Annotated in this window: 12 protein-coding genes, 3 rRNA genes and 1 pseudogene (1 of these 16 running past the window's edge); 6 read left to right on the top strand and 10 right to left on the bottom strand. The window is 58.5% G+C overall.

Translation table 11 applies throughout. The features are described from left to right. The 3 genes from AB4N44_RS17995 to rrf (AB4N44_RS18005) all read left to right on the top strand — a co-directional run. Window positions 1-1,714, top strand: a 23S ribosomal RNA gene (locus tag AB4N44_RS17995) (it extends 1,180 nt beyond the left edge of the window). A gap of 153 nt (window positions 1,715-1,867) precedes the next feature. After that, window positions 1,868-1,983: ribosomal RNA gene (gene rrf, locus AB4N44_RS18000) — 5S ribosomal RNA — on the top strand. Window positions 1,984-2,090: 107 nt separating this feature from the next. Beyond that, window positions 2,091-2,206, top strand: a 5S ribosomal RNA gene (gene rrf, locus AB4N44_RS18005). Between the two features lie 72 nt (window positions 2,207-2,278). Here rrf (AB4N44_RS18005) and AB4N44_RS18010 read toward each other — a convergent pair. From AB4N44_RS18010 to AB4N44_RS18025, 4 genes and pseudogenes are all read right to left on the bottom strand, one after another. After that, window positions 2,279-3,457 (bottom strand): PepSY-associated TM helix domain-containing protein, encoded by a 1,179-nt coding sequence (locus AB4N44_RS18010; RefSeq protein WP_127925352.1) that lies wholly within the window; start codon window positions 3,455-3,457, stop codon window positions 2,279-2,281. Window positions 3,458-3,534: 77 nt separating this feature from the next. Then, window positions 3,535-6,039: a TonB-dependent siderophore receptor gene (locus tag AB4N44_RS18015; protein ID WP_460108187.1), complete on the bottom strand. Its 2,505-nt coding sequence runs from the start codon at window positions 6,037-6,039 to the stop codon at window positions 3,535-3,537. A gap of 88 nt (window positions 6,040-6,127) precedes the next feature. Beyond that, window positions 6,128-7,130, bottom strand: a pseudogene (locus AB4N44_RS18020) (FecR domain-containing protein). Next, window positions 7,130-7,630: a sigma-70 family RNA polymerase sigma factor gene (locus AB4N44_RS18025; RefSeq protein ID WP_316917405.1), complete on the bottom strand. Its 501-nt coding sequence runs from the start codon at window positions 7,628-7,630 to the stop codon at window positions 7,130-7,132. The pseudogene AB4N44_RS18020 and the gene AB4N44_RS18025 overlap by 1 nt, the downstream one beginning before the upstream one ends. Before the next feature lie 304 nt (window positions 7,631-7,934). Between AB4N44_RS18025 and AB4N44_RS18030 the strand changes: the two genes are divergently transcribed. Beyond that, entirely contained in the window at window positions 7,935-9,815 is a 1,881-nt protein-coding gene (locus AB4N44_RS18030) for a methyl-accepting chemotaxis protein (protein WP_122597676.1), read from the top strand. Between the two features lie 123 nt (window positions 9,816-9,938). Here AB4N44_RS18030 and AB4N44_RS18035 read toward each other — a convergent pair whose 3' ends face one another. The 5 genes from AB4N44_RS18035 to AB4N44_RS18055 form a co-directional block, all read right to left on the bottom strand. Next, a complete protein-coding gene (locus tag AB4N44_RS18035) occupies window positions 9,939-10,406 on the bottom strand; it encodes an SRPBCC family protein (RefSeq protein WP_127925356.1) in 468 nt (155 codons plus the stop codon). Window positions 10,407-10,428: 22 nt separating this feature from the next. After that, on the bottom strand, window positions 10,429-13,821 hold the full coding sequence (locus AB4N44_RS18040; RefSeq protein WP_460158118.1) for a non-ribosomal peptide synthetase: 3,393 nt from the start codon (window positions 13,819-13,821) through the stop codon (window positions 10,429-10,431). A 13-nt stretch (window positions 13,822-13,834) separates the two neighbouring features. Further along, window positions 13,835-14,764 (bottom strand): diiron oxygenase, encoded by a 930-nt coding sequence (locus AB4N44_RS18045; protein WP_460108184.1) that lies wholly within the window; start codon window positions 14,762-14,764, stop codon window positions 13,835-13,837. Beyond that, window positions 14,761-15,537 carry a DUF3050 domain-containing protein gene (locus tag AB4N44_RS18050; RefSeq protein ID WP_460108183.1) on the bottom strand — a complete coding sequence of 259 codons (777 nt, stop codon included), beginning with the start codon at window positions 15,535-15,537 and terminating at the stop codon, window positions 14,761-14,763. Before AB4N44_RS18050 ends, AB4N44_RS18045 begins: the two co-directional genes overlap by 4 nt. Window positions 15,538-16,284: 747 nt before the next feature. Continuing rightward, the gene (locus AB4N44_RS18055) at window positions 16,285-16,995 is read right to left on the bottom strand and encodes a GntR family transcriptional regulator (protein WP_150776562.1); all 711 of its coding nucleotides are present in this window, start codon (window positions 16,993-16,995) and stop codon (window positions 16,285-16,287) included. A gap of 197 nt (window positions 16,996-17,192) precedes the next feature. Between AB4N44_RS18055 and lapG the strand changes: the two genes are divergently transcribed. Both lapG and lapD read left to right on the top strand, forming a co-directional pair. Further along, entirely contained in the window at window positions 17,193-17,885 is a 693-nt protein-coding gene (gene lapG, locus AB4N44_RS18060) for a cysteine protease LapG (protein ID WP_095122342.1), read from the top strand. 14 nt (window positions 17,886-17,899) lie between these two features. Then, a complete protein-coding gene (gene lapD, locus AB4N44_RS18065; RefSeq protein ID WP_095122340.1) occupies window positions 17,900-19,846 on the top strand; it encodes a cyclic di-GMP receptor LapD in 1,947 nt (648 codons plus the stop codon). Window positions 19,847-20,187: 341 nt separating this feature from the next. Here the strand turns inward: lapD and AB4N44_RS18070 are convergent, their stop codons facing one another. Further along, window positions 20,188-20,526: a hypothetical protein gene (locus AB4N44_RS18070; RefSeq protein WP_007918987.1), complete on the bottom strand. Its 339-nt coding sequence runs from the start codon at window positions 20,524-20,526 to the stop codon at window positions 20,188-20,190. Window positions 20,527-20,585: the final 59 nt, after the last annotated feature.

Genomic DNA, 20,585 nt, shown 5'->3' on the forward strand with positions numbered 1-20,585 from the left:
AGGAGCGTTCTGTAAGCCTGTGAAGGTGAGTTGAGAAGCTTGCTGGAGGTATCAGAAGTGCGAATGCTGACATGAGTAACGACAATGGGTGTGAAAAACACCCACGCCGAAAGACCAAGGTTTCCTGCGCAACGTTAATCGACGCAGGGTTAGTCGGTCCCTAAGGCGAGGCTGAAAAGCGTAGTCGATGGAAAACAGGTTAATATTCCTGTACTTCTGGTTATTGCGATGGAGGGACGGAGAAGGCTAGGCCAGCTTGGCGTTGGTTGTCCAAGTTTAAGGTGGTAGGCTGGAATCTTAGGTAAATCCGGGATTCTAAGGCCGAGAGCTGATGACGAGTGTTCTTTTAGAACACGAAGTGGTTGATGCCATGCTTCCAAGAAAAGCTTCTAAGCTTCAGGTAACCAGGAACCGTACCCCAAACCGACACAGGTGGTTGGGTAGAGAATACCAAGGCGCTTGAGAGAACTCGGGTGAAGGAACTAGGCAAAATGGCACCGTAACTTCGGGAGAAGGTGCGCCGGTGAGGGTGAAGGACTTGCTCCGTAAGCTCATGCCGGTCGAAGATACCAGGCCGCTGCGACTGTTTATTAAAAACACAGCACTCTGCAAACACGAAAGTGGACGTATAGGGTGTGACGCCTGCCCGGTGCCGGAAGGTTAATTGATGGGGTTAGCTAACGCGAAGCTCTTGATCGAAGCCCCGGTAAACGGCGGCCGTAACTATAACGGTCCTAAGGTAGCGAAATTCCTTGTCGGGTAAGTTCCGACCTGCACGAATGGCGTAACGATGGCGGCGCTGTCTCCACCCGAGACTCAGTGAAATTGAAATCGCTGTGAAGATGCAGTGTATCCGCGGCTAGACGGAAAGACCCCGTGAACCTTTACTATAGCTTTGCACTGGACTTTGAATTTGCTTGTGTAGGATAGGTGGGAGGCTTTGAAGCGTGAACGCCAGTTCGCGTGGAGCCATCCTTGAAATACCACCCTGGCAACTTTGAGGTTCTAACTCAGGTCCGTTATCCGGATCGAGGACAGTGTATGGTGGGTAGTTTGACTGGGGCGGTCTCCTCCTAAAGAGTAACGGAGGAGTACGAAGGTGCGCTCAGACCGGTCGGAAATCGGTCGTAGAGTATAAAGGCAAAAGCGCGCTTGACTGCGAGACAGACACGTCGAGCAGGTACGAAAGTAGGTCTTAGTGATCCGGTGGTTCTGTATGGAAGGGCCATCGCTCAACGGATAAAAGGTACTCCGGGGATAACAGGCTGATACCGCCCAAGAGTTCATATCGACGGCGGTGTTTGGCACCTCGATGTCGGCTCATCACATCCTGGGGCTGAAGCCGGTCCCAAGGGTATGGCTGTTCGCCATTTAAAGTGGTACGCGAGCTGGGTTTAGAACGTCGTGAGACAGTTCGGTCCCTATCTGCCGTGGACGTTTGAGATTTGAGAGGGGCTGCTCCTAGTACGAGAGGACCGGAGTGGACGAACCTCTGGTGTTCCGGTTGTCACGCCAGTGGCATTGCCGGGTAGCTATGTTCGGGAAAGATAACCGCTGAAAGCATCTAAGCGGGAAACTTGCCTCAAGATGAGATCTCACTGGAACCTTGAGTTCCCTGAAGGGCCGTCGAAGACTACGACGTTGATAGGTTGGGTGTGTAAGCGCTGTGAGGCGTTGAGCTAACCAATACTAATTGCCCGTGAGGCTTGACCATATAACACCCAAGCAATTTGTGTCGAAAGGCCAAGTTGCGGTGTGTGAAGACGAAACGAACCGAAAGTTCGAATCTCACAAAAAACACCGAAAGCTGTCACATACCCAATTTGCTGAAGCGAGGCCACAAGGCCACGACTCAGTACCCGAATTTCTTGACGACCATAGAGCGTTGGAACCACCTGATCCCATCCCGAACTCAGCAGTGAAACGATGCATCGCCGATGGTAGTGTGGGGTTTCCCCATGTGAGAGTAGGTCATCGTCAAGATTAAATTCCAAAACCCCTGTCTGCTAACGCAGTCAGGGGTTTTGTTTTAGTAGAAACATCCGTTTTTGCTGGCTTGTTACCGTGTTGACGGGCCAGATACAGAATTTCTTGACGACCATAGAGCGTTGGAACCACCTGATCCCATCCCGAACTCAGCAGTGAAACGATGCATCGCCGATGGTAGTGTGGGGTTTCCCCATGTGAGAGTAGGTCATCGTCAAGATTGAATTCCGAAACCCCTGTCTGCTTACGCAGACAGGGGTTTTGTCATTTCAGGGCCAGGCAACATCAGCGATCAAACCGCTTTGCGTGCCTTGCTGATACGTCGAGCCTGCCATTTACGCCACCAGATGTAGACGCCAGTCCCTGACAACCCTGCAATCAACAGACCTAACACCGCGATCATGACTTGCCCTGTAACGCCAATGATCCGCCCACCATGTATCGGCAATTGCAGCCGATAAAACTGCTCTCCCAACGTTCCCTGCCCTGCAATCTCCTGGCCTAACAAGCGCCCGTCCGTACCATGAAAGAACAACCAGGATTTGCCATGAGCTTCTGTGTCGTGTTGTCCAAATCCTGCGCCGTAAAAGTTGTATTCAAAGCTGTAATACAACTCTCCGATCGCCGCTGTCAGCCCTAGCCTTTTCCCCTCCTGTAATGCCCTCTCGTATGCCTGTTGATAACTCAATCGCGTCACCCCCAAGTCTGCGGGAGGCATTCGTCCTCGTGCCTCATAGACGCTCGGTTCAATCGGCGAAAACAACGAAACCGCTGGTTTGAATACCTGACTCGGCAAGTTCATGGCGACGCTGCTGACCGCGATCGGCAGCAGCAACAACCATAGCCATAAACCCCCGGCGCGATGCAGGTCGAAATTCAGCCGATAGGCATGGCCGCCCTTCACTTTCCAGGCAGTTGACCACTTCTTCCAGAACGGCTTTCCACGCGGCAATGTCAGCCAAAGCGCAATGAAACAATCGATCACCCAGGCAATCGCAACCAAGCCCATCAACAACAATCCCCAGTTCCCCGGCAGCGTCAGGTTGTAATGAAACTCCAAAATGAACGGGACAAAACTCTCCCGCTGAAAACAGCACTCACCCCAGTAGCGCTGGCCCTTTTGCTCAGCATTTACCGGATCCAGATAGAACACCTGATTACGCTCAGCAAATGGTTTGCCGGTCGCCGGATCATTACGCGCGACCGCAGCGAGCAACGCCGTATGCCCCGACTCATCCGGATACTCCATGTACCAGACCTGCAACTGCGGATGCGCAGCCTGCACGGCATCAACCAAATCACCGGGTGGCAGCCGCTCGCCTACGGCAGACGCCGCATAAAATTCCGGGTTCAACCATTCATCCAATTCATGATTGAACGCCAGAATGCTCCCGGTAATACCTGCCAGCAGCAAAAACACTGCCGTGGCCAAGCCGATATAACGGTGCAACAACACCAAAAACGCACGCATGAGAATTTCCCCACAGAAACGACAAAGCCAGCCCCTGAAACATCAGGGGCTGGCTTTTTTATGCACAGGACAAAGGCCTAGAACTGGTAGCTGACCGTCGCCGCCACGTTGCGCTCTTCGCCCATGTAGCAGAAGTTCAGACTGGCGCAGGAGGCGACGTAGGATTCGTTGGTCAGATTGTTCGCATTCAGACGCACGTCGACGCCCTTCAGACCGACCTTGCCCAAGTCATAACCAATCGAGGCATCAAACAACGTGTAGGAGGGCACCTTCATGGTGTTCTCCGCATCCGCCCAGCTATAGCCGACATACCGCACACCGCCGCCCAGGCGCAGGCCATCGAGTGCGGCACTGTCGAATTTGTAGTCCGCCCATAACGACGCCATATGCCGCGGCGCCTGCGTTGGTGAGTTGCCTTTGTTTTCGATCACGTCGGTTGGCGTGCTCAACGTACTGACCATCGACTTCGAGTATTCGATATCGGTGAAGGTGTAGCTGCCGAGGACTTTGAGGTTGTCGGTCAACTGCATGTGCGCTTCCAGTTCCAGACCTTGGGAGCGCACAGCACCGACCGCGCGATAGAAGTTTTCCTGCGGCAGTTTGGTCGCCAGGTTCTCCTGATCGATGCGGAACAGCGACGCGGTGAACAAGTTGTCAGTACCCGGCGGCTGATACTTCAAACCGACTTCCCACTGCGTGCCATCGGTAGGTGCCAACGGATTACCGGCGCTGTCGGCATAGGAGTTCGGGTTAAACGATTCGGAGTAGCTGATGTACGGCGCCAAGCCGTTATCGAACAGGTACAACGCACCGGCCCGGCCAGTGAGTTTGGTGCGTCGGTCATTGATTTCCGTGCCGACCGGACGTCCGGCTTCAGCGATACGGTTTTCATCCGACGTCTCGACCCAGTCCTGGCGCAGACCCAGCGAGAAACGCCACTTGTCCATCTCGATCAGGTCTTGCAGGTAAACCCCGGTCTGCTCCAGGCGCCGCAGGTAGCTGGTCTCGCCATACATGTTGATCGCCGAGTTGCCATACACCGGATTGAACGCGTTGATCGGCGCGAGTCCGCCACTGGTCCAGTCGACCACGGTTTTACGCCGCTGATAATCCGCGCCCATCAGCACCGTGTGTTTGGTCGCACCAGTAAAAAATTCGGCCTGGAGCATGTTGTCGACGATGAACGCATGCAGGCGCTCATCACCGCCAGTGTAGTAGCGGTTCAACTCGTTGCTGGTCGGCGAGGTCCAGCCATAGGCGTAGACCTGATCCATGTTTACTTTGGAATCGAGGTAACGGAAATTCTGCCTTGCGGTGAAGACATCGTTGAAGCGATGTTCAAACTGATAACCGAACGATTGCTGATCACGCGAATAGCCATCGACGCCCGGCTCGCCTTCGAAGAAGTGCGGCGAGATGCGGTTGCCGTTGCGCTGATCAATTGTGCCGTCCGCCGGTACGCCACCGTGGTAACCGCCATCCGGATCGTGTTGCAGATAAGCCTGCAGCGTCAGTGAAGTGTCTTCACTGAAATCGATACTGAGGGTCGGTGCGAGGGCGAAGCGCTTTTCCTTGTTGTGGTCGAACTGCGTGTCGGACTGATCCGTTAAGCCGATCAGACGATAGGCAATACGCTTGTCGTCATCGACCGGGCCGCTGAAGTCAAAACCGACCCCGCGCTGGCCCTGAGTGCCGACCGTCGCTTGAACCTGATGGTAAGCCTCGTACAACGGTTTCTTGCTGGTCAGCGCCACCAGTCCGCCTGGCGAACTGCGGCCGTACAGCACCGACGACGGGCCCTTGAGAATGTCCACGCGCTCAAGGAAATACGGATCGACCTGCATGGTGCTGTAAGTGCCGCTGTCGCCCATCGACTTGAGGCCGTCGAGGTAGATGTTGTCCACCGAGCCGTCGTTGAAACCGCGCATCGCCACATAGTCATAGCGGTGAGTCGCGCCGTACGGGTTGGTCAGCACGCTTGGGGTGTAGCGCATTGTCTGCGAGACAGTCTGCGAGCCCTGGTCATCCATTTGCTCGCGAGTGACCACGGACACACTTTGCGAGGTTTCCAGTAGCGCAGTACTGGTCTTGGTGGCGATCTGGCTGTGAGTGGCGTTGTAGCCGTCCATACTGCCCAATGCGTTACCGAGGGCGAAACCTTTGATATCGGTGGTTGGCAGGGCCAGTGCTTCGGATTCAGCGAGCGGACGCAGGATGTAACTGCTGCCGTCCTGGCTGACCGCTTCCAGGCCGGAGCCGCCGAGCAAATGGCTCAGCGCCTGATCGGTCGAATAATCGCCCTGAACGCCTGGCGATTGCCGGCCTTGAGTTTGCTGCGGAGTCATCGACAACGTGATGCCGGCCTGACGGGCAAACTGATTCAGCGACTCTCCCAGCGGACCCGCGGCAATGTTGTAGCGATGGCTGACTTCACTGGCCGCCGGATTATCCGCCATGCTCAAACCGGGCATCACACTAACGCCCAGCGCCGTGGAAAAAAGCGCTGCCCGAACGGCGTGGCGCAGCAGGCCCGATTCGGCATTTAAATTCAGAGTGTTCTTACAGGTGGCGCGGACAGTCATTGTAGGTTTCCGTAGGAAGTCGCAAACGCTTGAATTGAAGTGCTTACTGACTAAGCCGGACCTGCAGCAAAAACCCGCCAAAATAATTTCAGGCGACGCGCTCCAGCGTCACCCACCAGCGCGTGCGATAGCGCAATTGCACTGGCAACGTCTGCGGCAGGATGGCCAACAGCTTGTCGGTGTCTTCCAGGCGGAATACCCCGGACAAGCGCAGATCTCGCCACCTCCGCCGCGCAGTTCAGAAAGCCCTGACGATAACGCCCGACTTCAGCGATAAAGTCGCCCAGACGCATGTTGCGCGTGACGATCAAGCCGTCGACCCAGGCGCCGGCATCCATAGCCAGCGGCGGCGCCGGGCGAACCCGATGGTGATCGATCAGATAACTTTGACCCGCCAGTGCTTGTACCGAAGTGCTGCCGGAACGGATCGCAACCTGACCATGGGTGACGCTGAGCCGAGTGCAATCCTGTTCCTGACGCAGGATGAATCGGGCGTCGAAAGGTTCGTAAGTGCCGTGACGGTTTTGTATCCGCAACGGCCGATCAGACGACGCCCCCTGATCAGCGCCGCCACAGGTGACGATGATCTCGCCGCGCGTCAGTTTGATCAGCCGCCGCTGCGCGGTGTAATCCAGATCCACTGCACTCGCGGTGTTGAGTTCGATCCGCGTGCCATCCGGCAACTGGAAGCCGCGCCGCTCGCCCGTCGCCGTAGCGTAATCGGCGCTCCACTGTTGCCATGCCGCAGTGTCCTTGGCCAGCCATGCAGCGGAGCCCGTCAGCAAAGCGCCGGACAGCAATTTCAAGGCCTGTCGCCGGCCCAAACCCTGAGCACTGTTTTCCAGAGTGTTGAACGCCACTTGCGCACCAGGCACCGCACGCAGGTTATTGCTCAATTCGGCTTGCAGCGACTGCACCCGTTGCCAGGCCAGTTCATGCTCATGATGTTCGGCGCGCCACTGTTCACACTGGCGGTTCAGGCGCGGATTGCCATGATTGTTGCGCAGGCGCAACAGCCAGTGAATGGCCTGTTTGACCACCTGCTGCTGCGGCTCGGTGCGACGGCCAAGAGAAAGATTATCCACAGGCATCAGTTTTCGTACCGCAGCACGTAGCAGTGATACAGCGCGTCGGCGATGTAACGTTCGACCGAGCGCAACGACAGGCCCATCTGTTCGGCGATCTGCTTGTGGGTCAAACCTTCGCACTGCGCCAGCAGAAACGCCTGACGCACTTTCGGCTTCAGTCCTTCAAGCATCCGCGCGATGCTTTCCAGCAATTCGATCACCAGTGCGCGGGCTTCGGCGCTTGGCGTTTCGGCTTCGGGTAGATGCGCGATGGTTTCCAGATAGGCGCGTTCGATTTCCTCGCGACGCCAATGATCAATCACCAGACCACGCGCGATGGTGCGCAGAAAGGCGCGAGGTGCTTTGAGTTCGAGGCGTTCGGTGCGTTGCAACAGGCGTACGAAAGTATCCTGGGCCAGATCCGCCGCATCCGCCGCGTTGCCCAAACGGGCGCGCAACCACGCGTTAAGCCAGCCGTGATGACTACTGTAAAGCGTCTGTACTGCAAACTCGGGTGAGGACATGAACGCGAACGTCACAAATGATAATTACTCGCATTGTCATCAAGGGTTACGAAATTTGCAACTGTCACCCGAACATCAGCACTGAAAAACATCGGGCAGAACGCTCTGGCGCGCCGTTCGGCGGGAATCCGGCAGAAATGCCATCCATTTCCCACTCAGCCCTAAGATTTCTCCGACACGTGCCGACAGACTGGTGAGACATGCGTGCACCAAAGTAGAGCGGCCAGAAGAACGCTGCCTGCGCTGTACATGGAATGTTGCATCCGGAACGCATCCCCACTTTTGGCATAAGAAGTCCCATGAAATGAATCTCAAGTTCAGCCATAAAATCCTGTTGGCCGCCTCGGGCGTCGTGGTCCTGGCGTTCGCGCTGTTCACCCTCTACAACGACTATCTGCAGCGAAACACCATTCGTCAGAACCTTCAGTCCTCCGTGCAGCAGGCCGGTGATCTGACCGCCAGCAGCGTGCAGAACTGGATGAGCGGGCGGATTCTGGTGCTGGAAAACCTCGCGCAGAACGTTGCCCATCAGGGCAAGGACGCCGACTTCCCGGGTCTGGTCGATCAACCGGCCTTCACCTCGAATTTCCAGTTCACCTACGTCGGTCAGGCCAACGGTGTGTTCACCCAGCGCCCTGACGCGAAGATGCCGGACGGCTACGACCCGCGTCAGCGCCCTTGGTACAAGCAAGCCGTTGTGGCTGACAAAACCATGCTGACGCCGCCCTACATGGCCGCTGTCGGTGGCCTGGTAGTGACCATCGCCATGCCGGTGAAAAAGAACGGCGAGCTGCTCGGCGTGGTCGGTGGTGACCTGAGCCTGGAAACCCTGGTGAAGATCATCAACTCGGTGGACTTCGGTGGCCTCGGCCACGCGTTCCTGGTCAGCGCCGACGGTCAGGTGATCGTCAGCCCGGACAAAGATCAGGTCATGAAAAACCTGAAAGACATCTACCCGAACACCAGCGTGCGCATCGAGAAGGGCAACCAGAACGTGGTGCTCAACGGCCAGGAACGCATTCTGTCGTTCACCCCGGTCAGCGATCTGCCGAATGCGCAGTGGTACATCGGTCTGTCGATTGATCGTGATAAAGCCTACGCCGCACTCAGCCAATTCCGTACTTCGGCACTGATCGCAATGTTCGTTGCGGTGGCCGCCATTGCGCTGCTGCTGAGCCTGTTGATTAACGTGTTGATGCGTCCGCTGACCACCATGGGCCGCGCGATGCAGGACATTGCTCAGGGTGAAGGCGACCTGACTCGCCGTCTGGTTGTGGAAAGCAAAGACGAGTTCGGTGAATTGGGCAGCGCGTTCAACCAGTTCGTTGAGCGGATTCACGCCTCGATTTCCGAAGTCTCCTCGGCGACTCGCCATGTGCATGACCTGTCGCAACGGGTGATGGCTTCGTCCAATGCCTCGATCGTCGGCTCTGACGAGCAAAGTGCACGCACCAACAGCGTCGCCGCGGCGATCAACGAGCTGGGTGCCGCTACGCAGGAAATTGCGCGCAACGCCGCCGATGCTTCGCAGCATGCCAGTGGTGCCAGCGAGCAGGCCGATGACGGTCGTCAGGTGGTCGAGCAGACGATTCTGGCGATGACTGAACTGTCGCAGAAGATCAGCCTGTCGTGCACCCAGATCGAAACCCTGAACGCCAGCACGGACAACATCGGCCACATCCTCGATGTGATCAAAGGCATTTCGCAGCAGACCAACCTGTTGGCGCTCAACGCCGCGATCGAAGCAGCGCGTGCCGGTGAAGCCGGACGTGGTTTTGCCGTGGTGGCGGATGAGGTGCGTAACCTCGCCCATCGCACCCAGGAATCGGCGGAAGAGATCCACAAGATGATCACTTCCCTGCAGGTCGGTTCGCGTGAAGCGGTGACCACGATGAATGCCAGTCAGGCCTCCAGCGAGCAGAGCGTGGAAGTGGCCAACCAGGCCGGTTTGCGTCTGGTCAGCGTGACCCAGCGCATCGGCGAAATCGACGGTATGAACCAGTCGGTGGCAGCGGCCACTGAAGAGCAGACCGCCGTGGTGGAAACTCTCAACGTCGACGTTAACCAGATCAACCTGCTGAACCAGCAGAGCGTGGCCAACCTCAATGAAACATTGAAGGATTGTGATGCGTTGTCGCAGCAGGCCAACCGCCTGAAGCAATTGGTCGACAGCTTCAAGATCTGACCTCAAGTCAGACCGCGTTATCGTTCTTCGCGAGCAGGCTCGCTCCCACATTTGGAATGCATTTCCCTGTGGGAGCGAGCCTGCTCGCGAAAGCGGTGGTGCATTCACCGCAAAGCCGAAGCCTTAAACAAACAGCCTCAGCACATTCCCCATCGCATCATCCGCAAACCCCTGCACAAAATCCTTGAACCCCGGCAGTGCCTCTTCGCCGCCCGAGGCCGGCTCGGCAATGATCGTCCACGTCGCGCGGGACTTGCCTGCGCCCAGCGCTTCCACATTCATCGCCGCCCACAGATTCGCCACCCCCAAGGTGTTGTAAATCGTTGTCCAGGTCATGCTCCGCGCGTGCTCATCGCGGGAGTTGAGTTGCTCGACCACCACGTTGCCATCCTTGAAGCATTTCTTGCGCAGTGAGGACACGCCCTCACCGGTCAATTCGATGTGCGACAGCGCCGGAATGAAACGGTCGAAACCGCCGAAGTTGCCGACCAGCGCCCAGACTTGCGCGGCGTCCGCCGGCACTTCTACCGAAGAGACAACGTGGCAGCCGTGCGGGTTTTTGATCAGGGTATCGGGTTGCAGATTGCTCATGGTGTTGCTCCTTTTTATTGCTTCAGATGAAGTTGATTTGTTTCAGGTAGTCGCAGCCGCGACGTAGCAGCGCTGGGGATTTCTGCGGGTAGTGCGCGCCCATCTGCTGCACGCCGGCTTCAGCGTTGGCGTGGCCGATCAACGAGATGTCGCCGATGTCTTCTTCAAAGCCGTTGAGGTAGAAACCGAGCACGCCGAACAGCGCGTTATCGGCGTCGACCCGAGCCAATTGCTGTTGCCAGTCGGCGACGCTGACCAGCGCGAATTCGCTGCCGGTTTCACGGAACGAAGCGACGTAGGCGTCCCAGCTCAGCGGCTCGGGGTTGTGCAGGTTGAACACCGCCCGCTCGGGTGAATAACGGCTGGCGTGGAAGGCGATGAAACGGGCGAGAAAGTCCACCGGCATCAGGTCGAAGTTCAGCGCGAAGGCCGGCACCTGACCGAGCTGGATCGAGCCCTTGAGCATCAGCATCAAACGGTTTTTGTGCGGCTGACAAACACCGCTCAGGCTGTTGAAACTGATATTGCCGGGGCGATACAGATTGACCCGTACGCCGCGTTCCCGCGCCCGTTCGAGGATGCGCTCGCCGACCCATTTCGACAGGTTGTAGCCGTTGCGAATGTAGATCGGTGGCGTCAGCGCGGCGGGCAGTTCCAGCACCCGTCCCGCATCATCGACCGTGCTTGAAGCCGACAGCGTCGAGACAAAATTGAAGACCTTTTTGCGCTGCCCTTCGCACAGGCGCAGCAGGGCGAAAACCGGCTCGACGTTGTCCGCTGCCAGTGACTCGTAATCGAGTACGTGATTAACGTTGGCAGCGTTGTGCACCAGCGCACCGAACTCGCGATCGAGGCGCTGATAATCTTCGTCGTTCAGGCCCAGTTGCGGGCGCGAAATATCTGCCGCGTAAACCCGCACACGACTCAGATCCAGATGTTCCAGACGGTTTTCCCGCAGCGAATCGGCAAAGCGCTGCGCCGCTGTTTTCCCGTCGCCATCACGCACCAGACACGCCACCTCGCTGGCGCCCCAACCGAGCAGTGCCTCGACGATGTGCACGCCGACAAAGCTGTTGGCGCCGGTGACGATGACCTTGTGCACATTGCCCATGCGGCTGATCGGCAGCGGTTCGATGTCCAGCGCACGTTCGGCGTCGGCCATGGCCTGGGCGCTGAGCACCGCGTTGTCATCGGTGCCGCGCACCAGCGTTGCCAGTTTGATGATGGTCGGCAGTTCGATGAAGCGATTGATCGAAATGCTGCGACCGAATTCCTCACGCAAACGCAGCAACATCCGCGACAGCAAAATCGAGTGACCACCCAGATTGAAGAAACTTTCATCGGTGGAAATATCGCTGTTCGGCAGCTCCAGCAACTCCGCCCAGATCTCCAGCAGCAGTGCTTCATCAGCATTCGCCGGCAGGCATTTCGGCCCGCTGCCCTGCACGCTCACCGGCAGGTCCAGCAGCGCTTTGCGGTCGACCTTGCCGTTGCTGGCGAATGGCATGCTCGACAGCTCAGTCCACGCCACGGGTTGCATGTAGTCGGGCAGAAACTGGCGCGCGTGGGCCTTCAGTGCTTCGCGCGCGGTGTCCGATTGCGGCTGGGCGAGGAACGCCAGAATCCGTCGCTGAGTGTCGATTACTACTGCGATTTGCCGGTACAACTGGCTCTCGCGCAGGCAGCGTTCGATCTCTTCCGGCTCGACCCGAAAACCACGGATCTTCACTTGATTGTCGCGCCGTCCGCACAGCTCGATTCCGTGCTCGCCCCATTTGGCCATGTCGCCGCTGCGGTAGGCGCGCAGCGTCTGCCCGTCCGGCAGATTCAAGGTCAGATAACGCTCGGCGGTCTGCTGTGGATTGTTCAGATAACCGAGGCAGACGCCGGGGCCGACGATGAACAATTCGCCGACGGTGTTCTGTGGTACCGGTTGCAAATCATCATCGAGAATCAGCACCTGGCTGTTGGCGATCGGCGCACCGAGGCTGCGGTTGCTGTCGCCGGGTTTGAGCAGGCGTGCGGTGATCAGCACCGTGGCTTCGGTCGGTCCGTAAAGGTTGTGCAGCGTGCCCTGACGGGTCAGTTGCTCGATGACGAATGGCTCGCAGACATCGCCGCCGGTCATCACTTGCACACCCTCCAACTGCTCCAGCGGCAGGATGCTCAACAGCGCTGGCGGCAGGAATGCGTGGGTCAGTTGCCGTCGGCGGATCAGCGCGACCAGTTGCAGCGGATCGCGCCGTTGCGTGTCGTCGGGCACCACCAGTTCGGCGCCTTCGAGCAGGGTCGGGAAGATGTCGATCAGCGACGAATCGAAGCTCAGCGACGAGAACTGCAAGACTCGACTTTCTGCCTGCAACTGCACGTAATCGGCATACCACACGGTGAAGTGCGCAAGATTGGCCTGACTGAGCAAAACACCCTTCGGATGCCCGGTGGTGCCCGAGGTGTAGAGCGCCATGCACGGTGCGTCGAGTTCAGGGCGGCGGCGCATCAGCGGGTGGCTGAGATCTGCCTCGGCGCTGTCGATACAACTGACATCCAGCCCCGCCATTGTTGCGCTCAGTGGATGCACGCCATCATGCAGCAACAGCACTGCACCGGCGTTTTGCAAAATGTATTGCTGGCGCTGCAATGGATGGCTCGGTTCCAGCGGCAGATACACCGCGCCGCTGCCGAGGATTGCCAGAATCGAGGCGAACAGCGCCGGGCTTTTCGGCAGGCAGATGCCCACCACCCACGGTTGCGGATGTTGCTCGATCAATGGCAGCAAGCGCTGTTGGATCGCGCGGCTGTGGGCGTGCAGTTGGCGATAGCTGATCGACTGTTCGGCGAGGTGCAGCGCCGGTCGTTCGGCATGCCGGATCAGGCTCTGTTGCAGGCGCTCGATCACTGGGAGCTGCGCCTGCTTCAGCAGCGCCGGATTGGCCGTGTCATTGAGGCGATGGACGTACGCCAGGCTGTCGAGAAACAGCAGGTTTTCCATCCGCTCGAAATCCGGCGCAGGCACAGATACGGCCCGCTGAAGATATTCCGCATCGCGCGAGACGCGGCTGACCAGCAACGCCACTTCGTCCACCACCTGCGTCAGCACCCTTTGCCGCAGGGCCTGACCGTTGCCGGACGGCTCATCGGCAATCGGCACGCGGCTGATCAGTGACGAGCCGAGGAAGCACAGCAAATCGAGCGATGGCAAACCGGCAAGGCTCGGCGCGCCAACCCCCAGACGCAGATGCAGGTGCGGGATCGCGCAGAAGTCACCAGCGCCAATGAAGCCATCGTCGATGATCAGATCCACCGTCGATGCCGCAACGCCGCTGCGCTGTAATGAGTGACCGTGTTGTTCAAGTTCCAGCGCCAGGTCGGTCATGGCCTGGCTGGCGCCAATCAGCAAAATGTCGAGACGTTTCATGTCGGCCTCCTTGTCAAACCAGGTAATCGCGCAGGGCGTGCTGCACGCACGGTGTGTCGAGCAGCGAACTGTTGTGGAAGAACTTGACGATGTTGCCCACCAAGGGATGGTGGCGATTGATCGGGAACGCGAGCCCGGCCATTTCATCCCTGAGCGAACGGCGCGTTGTCGCGCTGACCGGCAGCGCATCGATCAGGCGCAGGTCGAAGGATTTCTGGATGTCGTTGGTCAGGTAATGGCCGATGAACACCGGCAGAATCTGCGCGATGGTTTCGCGATCCGCCGCGCTGGCGGTGTGCCAATAGATGCGCACCATTCGCGCCCAGAAACTCGAATGGCGACCCTCATCGAGCAAGTGATCGGCCATCAGGCCTTTGATCGACGGCTTGACCGTGTCGTCGCGGGCGAACGCCGCGACATCGCCGGTCACGGTGTTTTCGGCGATGGCCACGCAAATCAATTCCATCGCGCTGCGCAGGTGTTCCGGTGCCAGCGCGACGGCGGCGGGAATAGCCCGGCTCAGTTCGATTTCATCGGGCAACTGAATCGGTTCGATGCCGGTCATCGCGACCGTTTGCTGCATGAAGTCCATCGCCACCAAGGCGTGGTAATCCTCGTCGACCACCACGGTCATCGCGTCGTAACGGCAGGCAAACGGGAAGGTTACAGCGAAGCGGTTCTTGGCGATGCTGCGCGCAGTCTTGTCGACGATCTCGGTCTCGAAAATCACCACGTCGTTGATGAATTTGTACAGCGTCTGCACCAAGGCGAAATCTCGCTGCTGCGGGCACTCGCGCAGGAAGGTTTCGCTGAGCACCAGTGGCTGGCGGCTGAGCGGATAGATCAGCCGCTCGTCGTCTTCGAGCACGCGCCGCGGGCGGGTGCGGATGGTCGCGCGGTTCTCCCAGGCGTCGGCAAAGGATTGATAGTCGGTGGCGTTCATTGGGCCACCTCCGCCAACGGTTCGCGCATGCTCAGGCGCAGGCCGTCCCACAGGGCGATACGGCTCTCCAAGGCGGCGATGGCGCTGGCGTAGACCTCGGCCTCGCGCTGCGGATCGCCGTCGACCAGACGCTCGAGCAGGTGTTCTGCTGCCGGGCCGTGATCTTCGGAGTCGACCTCGATGTGCCGTTCCAGGTAATAGCGGAAGGTCGGCGCCTGCTCGATACCGATGCCCCAGTCGTCGAGGATGCGCTGGAACATGGTCGGGATCACGCTCTCACGGCCATGCAGAAACGCCGCCGCCACGCTGTGCCCCGGGGCATGCAGGGCGGTGCGCAAGGTGTCGCGGACAAACTGCGCGGCGGCCGGATCAACCTCGATGCTTTGCAGCGCGACGTCATAGCTCACGCCTTCCTGTTGCAGGGCGATAAAGCGCTCCACGGCGGTGGTACTCGCGCCGATTTCGCGCATGGCATCCAGGTACAACTCGAAATGGCTGTAATGCCCTTCGGTCAGACAATCATCCGATTCCTCACCCAGAACGATCTCGTTGATCAACCGGGCGGCGTGAGGATCACGCGGCGGCAACCACGGCAAGCGGGTGCAAGTCAGCTCCTGCTGCAGGCGCTTGGTCAGCGACATGAAATCCCACACGGCAAATACGTGGGTTTCCATGAAACGTCGCAATACCGATAGCGAAGTGATCTCGGAAAAGATCGGGTGAATGCTAAGTTCGGCTTTCTTTAGGGCGAGTTGGTTCTTGGTGGGCATCATGATGTCCTTTATCGTTGATATGTAATGGAACTGCTCGGGTAACTGCGCAATCTGTGAAACTACGACTTACTTGTTTTCTGTCGGCGGACGACAGCCTTCCTTCCTGATAGGTAAGTGCGGACCGGATATATCTGTGACATGGCTTCATGTCTGCCCATAAGGCGCTGCTTTGTACCGCAGGCATTGGGTGGGTGCCGAGGTGAAGGGTGAAGTTCAAACTTGGCGAGGAAAAACTAATACACCGACAAAGTATTTAACAAGTACATTTTTTAATTATTTTAAGTTGGCTGTTTTTTGAAGTTGAGTAGTTCCGATAAAACTTTTGGCTGAAGTTTTATTTGGGCGTAGTTGCTCCTTTCGGCGAATAACTGCCAAAATTGATCGATAAGAGTGAATGCCTCACTCGAAGCAACTTTCCAGTAATAAGAGTTGAATGATTTAAAAGGGGCGGAAGTTGGCCGTGACCCCGCGCCATGACTTCCTTTTTCCCGTGGCAAGGCTCCTTCCGTAGGTTCCTGGTGCGGGGACTGCGCCGTCGGTGCGACGCGTCGCCCGTTCTTTATGGGGTTGGCCGTTCAAGAGTGCGGGTAAATGATCGCCACGGCTATTCCCGTTTCGTCACCGGCAAGGTGCAAATTCCGGACTCAACGGCGCAGGGAGGTCAGAGCGGGCACGCGGATCCGCCCACCCGAGGGGTGGCAGATCGCTTGGGGATTTGTAAGAGAGTGATTCGCGGAGGGTGCGAGCTCAGCGCGCGGCTTTGCGGCTTTGCGCGGCGGGGGTAGCCAGATAGCGGGTAATCACCTCGACGCCCCGATTAAGGTGCTGCTCGAGGAGTTCGATCGACCGTTCAGTGTCGCGATCCTGCACGGCTTGCAGCATCGCCCGGTGATCGTCCTGGGACAATTTGCCCAGGCCCATGGCCTCAAGGTTGAAACGCAGAAAACGTTCTTCTTCGTTGAGTCCGTCTTCGACCAGTCGCAGCAAGCGTTTGTTGGGCGCCTTGCTGTAAAGGGCCATGTGGAACAAACGGTTGAGCCGGCCGATTTCCGTGTAGTCGTGTTGCGCCTCCAGCTCTTCGATGTAAGCCGCTGCCCGTGCGTGATCGGCAGCGGTCAACAGCGGAACCGACTGGCGCATGGCTTCGGATTCGAGGAGGATGCGCAGCTCGTAGGTTTCAGTGGCATCGCCCTGAATCAACGGCGCAACCACTGCGCCTTTATGCGCAGTAACGCTGAGCAGTTCCTGGGCTTCGAGTTGGCGCAAGGCTTCGCGCACCGGCATGCGGCTGACGCCGAACAAATCGGCCAGATCCTGCTGACGCAGCGCCGTGCCGCAGGGCAGACGCCCATCAAGAATTGCCGAGCGCAGGGTTTCTTCGATCACCGAACGGGCCAGATGCGCAGGAATCGGTCCGTCGACTTTAATGCTGTGCAGCGGTTTGGGCTTCTGTGTCACGACTACGCACCCTGTATGTCGGCCTGATTTGGATCCAAATGACACTAGTGATTGCTCTACAGGTTGTCAAACCTTGTAAAACATCGTGGTGCCCAATGAAGTTTAGCGCGCCGAGGATGATCTCATGGTGCCATTGTTTTTTCGCCGGCTAAGCTTCACCATCAAACGCTTTCCTTCCTGCCCCCCGGAATCCTGCTGTGGCGGTATGTTTCGCGATCCCCCGGACACTGCGCTGGCTAGGCTGCGCACTGCTGCTGGCCGGCGTCATGCTGGGCGGTCTGCATGCCGATTGGGATTTTTCCACGATCAGCCGCAAAGCCACGGCACTTTACGGACCGCTGGGTGCCGGGCAGCAGCGCATCGATGCCTGGCAAAATCTGTTGGCCACGCAGAAGCAAGTCAACGAGATGGAAAAGCTCAAAGTAGTGAACCTGTTCTTCAACAAACAGGTGCGCTACGTCGAGGACATCGATCTGTGGCACGAAGTCGATTACTGGGAAACGCCCATCGAGGCGCTGTGGAAAGGCGCCGGCGACTGTGAAGACTACGCGATCGCCAAGTATTTCAGCCTGCGCCACCTCGGGGTTTCCAGTGACAAGCTGCGCATCACCTATGTCAAAGCGTTGCGCCAGAACCGCGCGCACATGGTCCTGACTTACTATGCCACCCCCGATGCCATGCCGCTGGTGCTCGACAGCCTGATCGATCCGATCCAGCCGGCGTCGCAGCGAACCGATTTGCTGCCGGTCTACTCTTTCAATGCGGAAGGGTTGTACCTGCCGGGCGCCAAGGGCAACAAAAAAGTCGGTGACACCAAACGCCTGTCGCGCTGGCAGGATGTGTTGAAGAAAATGCAGGCCGAAGGTTTCCCGGTCGAGACGACTAACTAGGAGCACGCGCTCAGATGTCTTTGTTCAAACAGCTGTTGATCGCAATCTGTCTGTTCCTGGTGGTCGCCTTCACCGGCAGCTTCATGGTCAGCCTGGAAAGCTCGCGCACCCAGTACGTCAACCAGTTGCGTTCCCACGCCCAGGACGCCGCGACGGCGCTGGCTTTGTCACTGACGCCGAATATCGACGACCCGGCGATGGTCGAGTTGCTGGTCAGCTCGATTTTCGACAGCGGTTATTACGCGAGCATCCGCGTGGTCGATCTGAAAACCGATCAGACGATCGTCGAGCGCAACGGCATTCCGGCCGTCACTAACGTGCCGGACTGGTTCGTCAAACTGATTGGCCTGGAACCTGCCGGTGGCGACGCGCTGGTCAGTCGTGGCTGGGAACAGGCGGCTCGGGTCGAGGTGGTCAGTCACCCGATGTTCGCCGTGGCCAAACTCTGGCAGAGCGCGTTGGGCAGCCTCGGCTGGCTGCTGATCTGCGGTGCGATCAGTGCCGTCCTCGGTGCGCTGCTGCTGCGCCGGCAGTTGAAGCCACTGGATTACATGGTCAAGCAATCCCACGCCATCGCCCGGCGCGAATTCCTCAGCCTGCCGGATCTGCCGCGCACGCCTGAATTACGCCGCGTGGTGCAGGCGATGAACCAGATGGTCGAGAAGCTCAAGGCACTGTTTCAGGAGCAGGCCGAGCGCAGTGAAAAACTGCGGGCCGAGTCTTATCAGGACAACCTGACGGGGTTGGCCAACCGGCGTTATTTCGAGATGCAGTTGAACAATCGCGTGAGCAACCCGGAGCAGGCCAGCTCCGGTTATCTGCTGCTGTTGCGGGTCAAGGATCTGGCCGGGCTCAACCAGCGTCTCGGTGGCCAGCGCACCGATGAACTGCTGAAAGCAGTTGGCGAACAATTGTCCCGCGAATGCGCCAAGTACCCGGAAACCCAGAATCTCGTCACCCGTATTCGCGGCGGCGAATTTGCCGTGCTGGCGCCGGGGCTGGTTCGTGAAGAAGCGCTGCAACTGGCGCAGAACCTCGACAATGCCTTGAGCAGTCTGCATGCCACCGGCGCGACCGACGTCGCGGCTGTGGCGTCGATCGGCCTGGCGCCATTCACTCACGGCGATTCGCCGCAACAGGTGCTGACACTTGGCGATCAGGCGCTGGCGCAAGCCGAAGGGCAGGGCGAGCAGAACTGGGCCTGCATCGATCAGAGCCTGACGGCGGATGTCGGCGACGATCACCATGCCTGGCATCGCTTGCTCGATCAGGCCTTGAGTCAGCAGCGTTTCGAGCTGTATTTCCAGCCGGTGGTGGCTGCCGCCGACACGCAACTGGTGCTGCATTACAAAGTGCTCTCGCGCTTGCTCGATGATCAGGGCCAGACCATCCCGGCCGGGCGCTTCCTGCCATGGCTGGAGCGCTTCGGCTGGACCGCGCGGCTGGATCGCCTGATGCTTGAGCGCGTGCTGGAGCAGATGAAAGAACATGAAGATTCGCTGGCGCTGAACCTGTCTTCGGCGACCCTGGCGGATCCGCAGGCGTTGAACAAAGTCTTCGAGATTTTGCGCGCGCATTCCAACCTGGGCGAGCGCCTGACCCTGGAAATCGGCGAGGAGCAATTGCCGGAGCAAGCGGTGCTGGAGCAGTTGACCCGGCGCCTGCGTGAACTCGGCTTCTCCCTGAGCCTGCAGCGCTTTGGTGGGCGCTTCAGCATGATCGGCAACCTGGCGCGGCTGGGGCTGGCGTACTTGAAGATCGATGGCAGTTACATTCGTGCGATCGATCAGGAGAGTGACAAGCGTCTGTTCATCGAAGCGATCCAGCGCGCGGCGCACAGCATCGATCTGCCGCTGATTGCCGAGCGGGTCGAGACGGAGGGGGAGTTGGCGGTGATTCGCGAGATGGGTTTGTATGGGGTTCAAGGGCAGTTGTTGGGTGAGCCGAAGCCTTGGCGGTGAGTCATTGCAAAAGCAACCCTCACCCTAGCCCTCTCCCAGAGGGAGAGGGGACTGACCGTGGGATATTGATGTAATACGCCGACGTGAAAGAGCTCCGCTGAATCCATAATCGACTCGATTTCTCAGGTCGATGTACAGCGCCAGACACCTCGGTCGGCCCCGTCCCTCCGAGAGAGCGGACTGATTGGGGATATTCGGGAAATACGCCGACATCAGCGATTTGCGCTGAATCCATAATCGACCCGGTTTTTCAGGTCGATGTACGGCGCCAGACACCTCGGTCGGCCCCCTCTCCCTCGGGGAGAGGGCTGGGGTGAGGGTAGGCCTTTGATCTGAAGAAATCAGATCAACCCGCCCTCATCCTCATCGATCAACTGACTCAACCCGCCCAACGCTTCCCGCGCCTGTGTCCGGTCCATCAACTTGGCCTGAGCCGCCGGTGGCAGGTCGGTGACGCGGATCACGCCTTTCTGGGTCAGCACCTGAATCAGGTCGTCGAGGACCCGAATCATTTCGAAGTCGCTCTGCTTGAGCTGTTTGAGGCTGGTTTCCACCACTTCGTTGGCGAACCAGGCCTGGATTTCATGGCTGTCGGCCGGCAGGGTTTCCGTGGCCTCGGCGTAGGCCGCGGCTTCCACGCGAATCAACAGACCTTGCGCATCGCGTTGCACGTAAAACATTGAGCATCCCTCGGAAATGAACCAGCGTCATGCTGTCAGCAGCATAGCCAACTGCGCGC

This window comes from Pseudomonas sp. S3_C06 (genome assembly GCF_054667675.1).

Bases quoted from the DNA above. Each gene is read 5' to 3' on its own strand.
- AB4N44_RS18015 (WP_460108187.1), bottom strand. From the start codon at position 6,039: ATGACTGTCCGCGCCACCTGTAAGAACACTCTGAATTTAAATGCCGAA.
- AB4N44_RS18030 (WP_122597676.1), top strand. From the start codon at position 7,935: ATGAATCTCAAGTTCAGCCATAAAATCCTGTTGGCCGCCTCGGGCGTC.
- AB4N44_RS18070 (WP_007918987.1), bottom strand. From the start codon at position 20,526: ATGTTTTACGTGCAACGCGATGCGCAAGGTCTGTTGATTCGCGTGGAA.
- AB4N44_RS18035 (WP_127925356.1), bottom strand. From the start codon at position 10,406: ATGAGCAATCTGCAACCCGATACCCTGATCAAAAACCCGCACGGCTGC.
- AB4N44_RS18040 (WP_460158118.1), bottom strand. From the start codon at position 13,821: ATGAAACGTCTCGACATTTTGCTGATTGGCGCCAGCCAGGCCATGACC.
- AB4N44_RS18045 (WP_460108184.1), bottom strand. From the start codon at position 14,764: ATGAACGCCACCGACTATCAATCCTTTGCCGACGCCTGGGAGAACCGC.
- lapD (WP_095122340.1), top strand. From the start codon at position 17,900: ATGTCTTTGTTCAAACAGCTGTTGATCGCAATCTGTCTGTTCCTGGTG.
- AB4N44_RS18050 (WP_460108183.1), bottom strand. From the start codon at position 15,537: ATGATGCCCACCAAGAACCAACTCGCCCTAAAGAAAGCCGAACTTAGC.
- AB4N44_RS18025 (WP_316917405.1), bottom strand. From the start codon at position 7,630: ATGTCCTCACCCGAGTTTGCAGTACAGACGCTTTACAGTAGTCATCAC.
- AB4N44_RS18010 (WP_127925352.1), bottom strand. From the start codon at position 3,457: ATGCGTGCGTTTTTGGTGTTGTTGCACCGTTATATCGGCTTGGCCACG.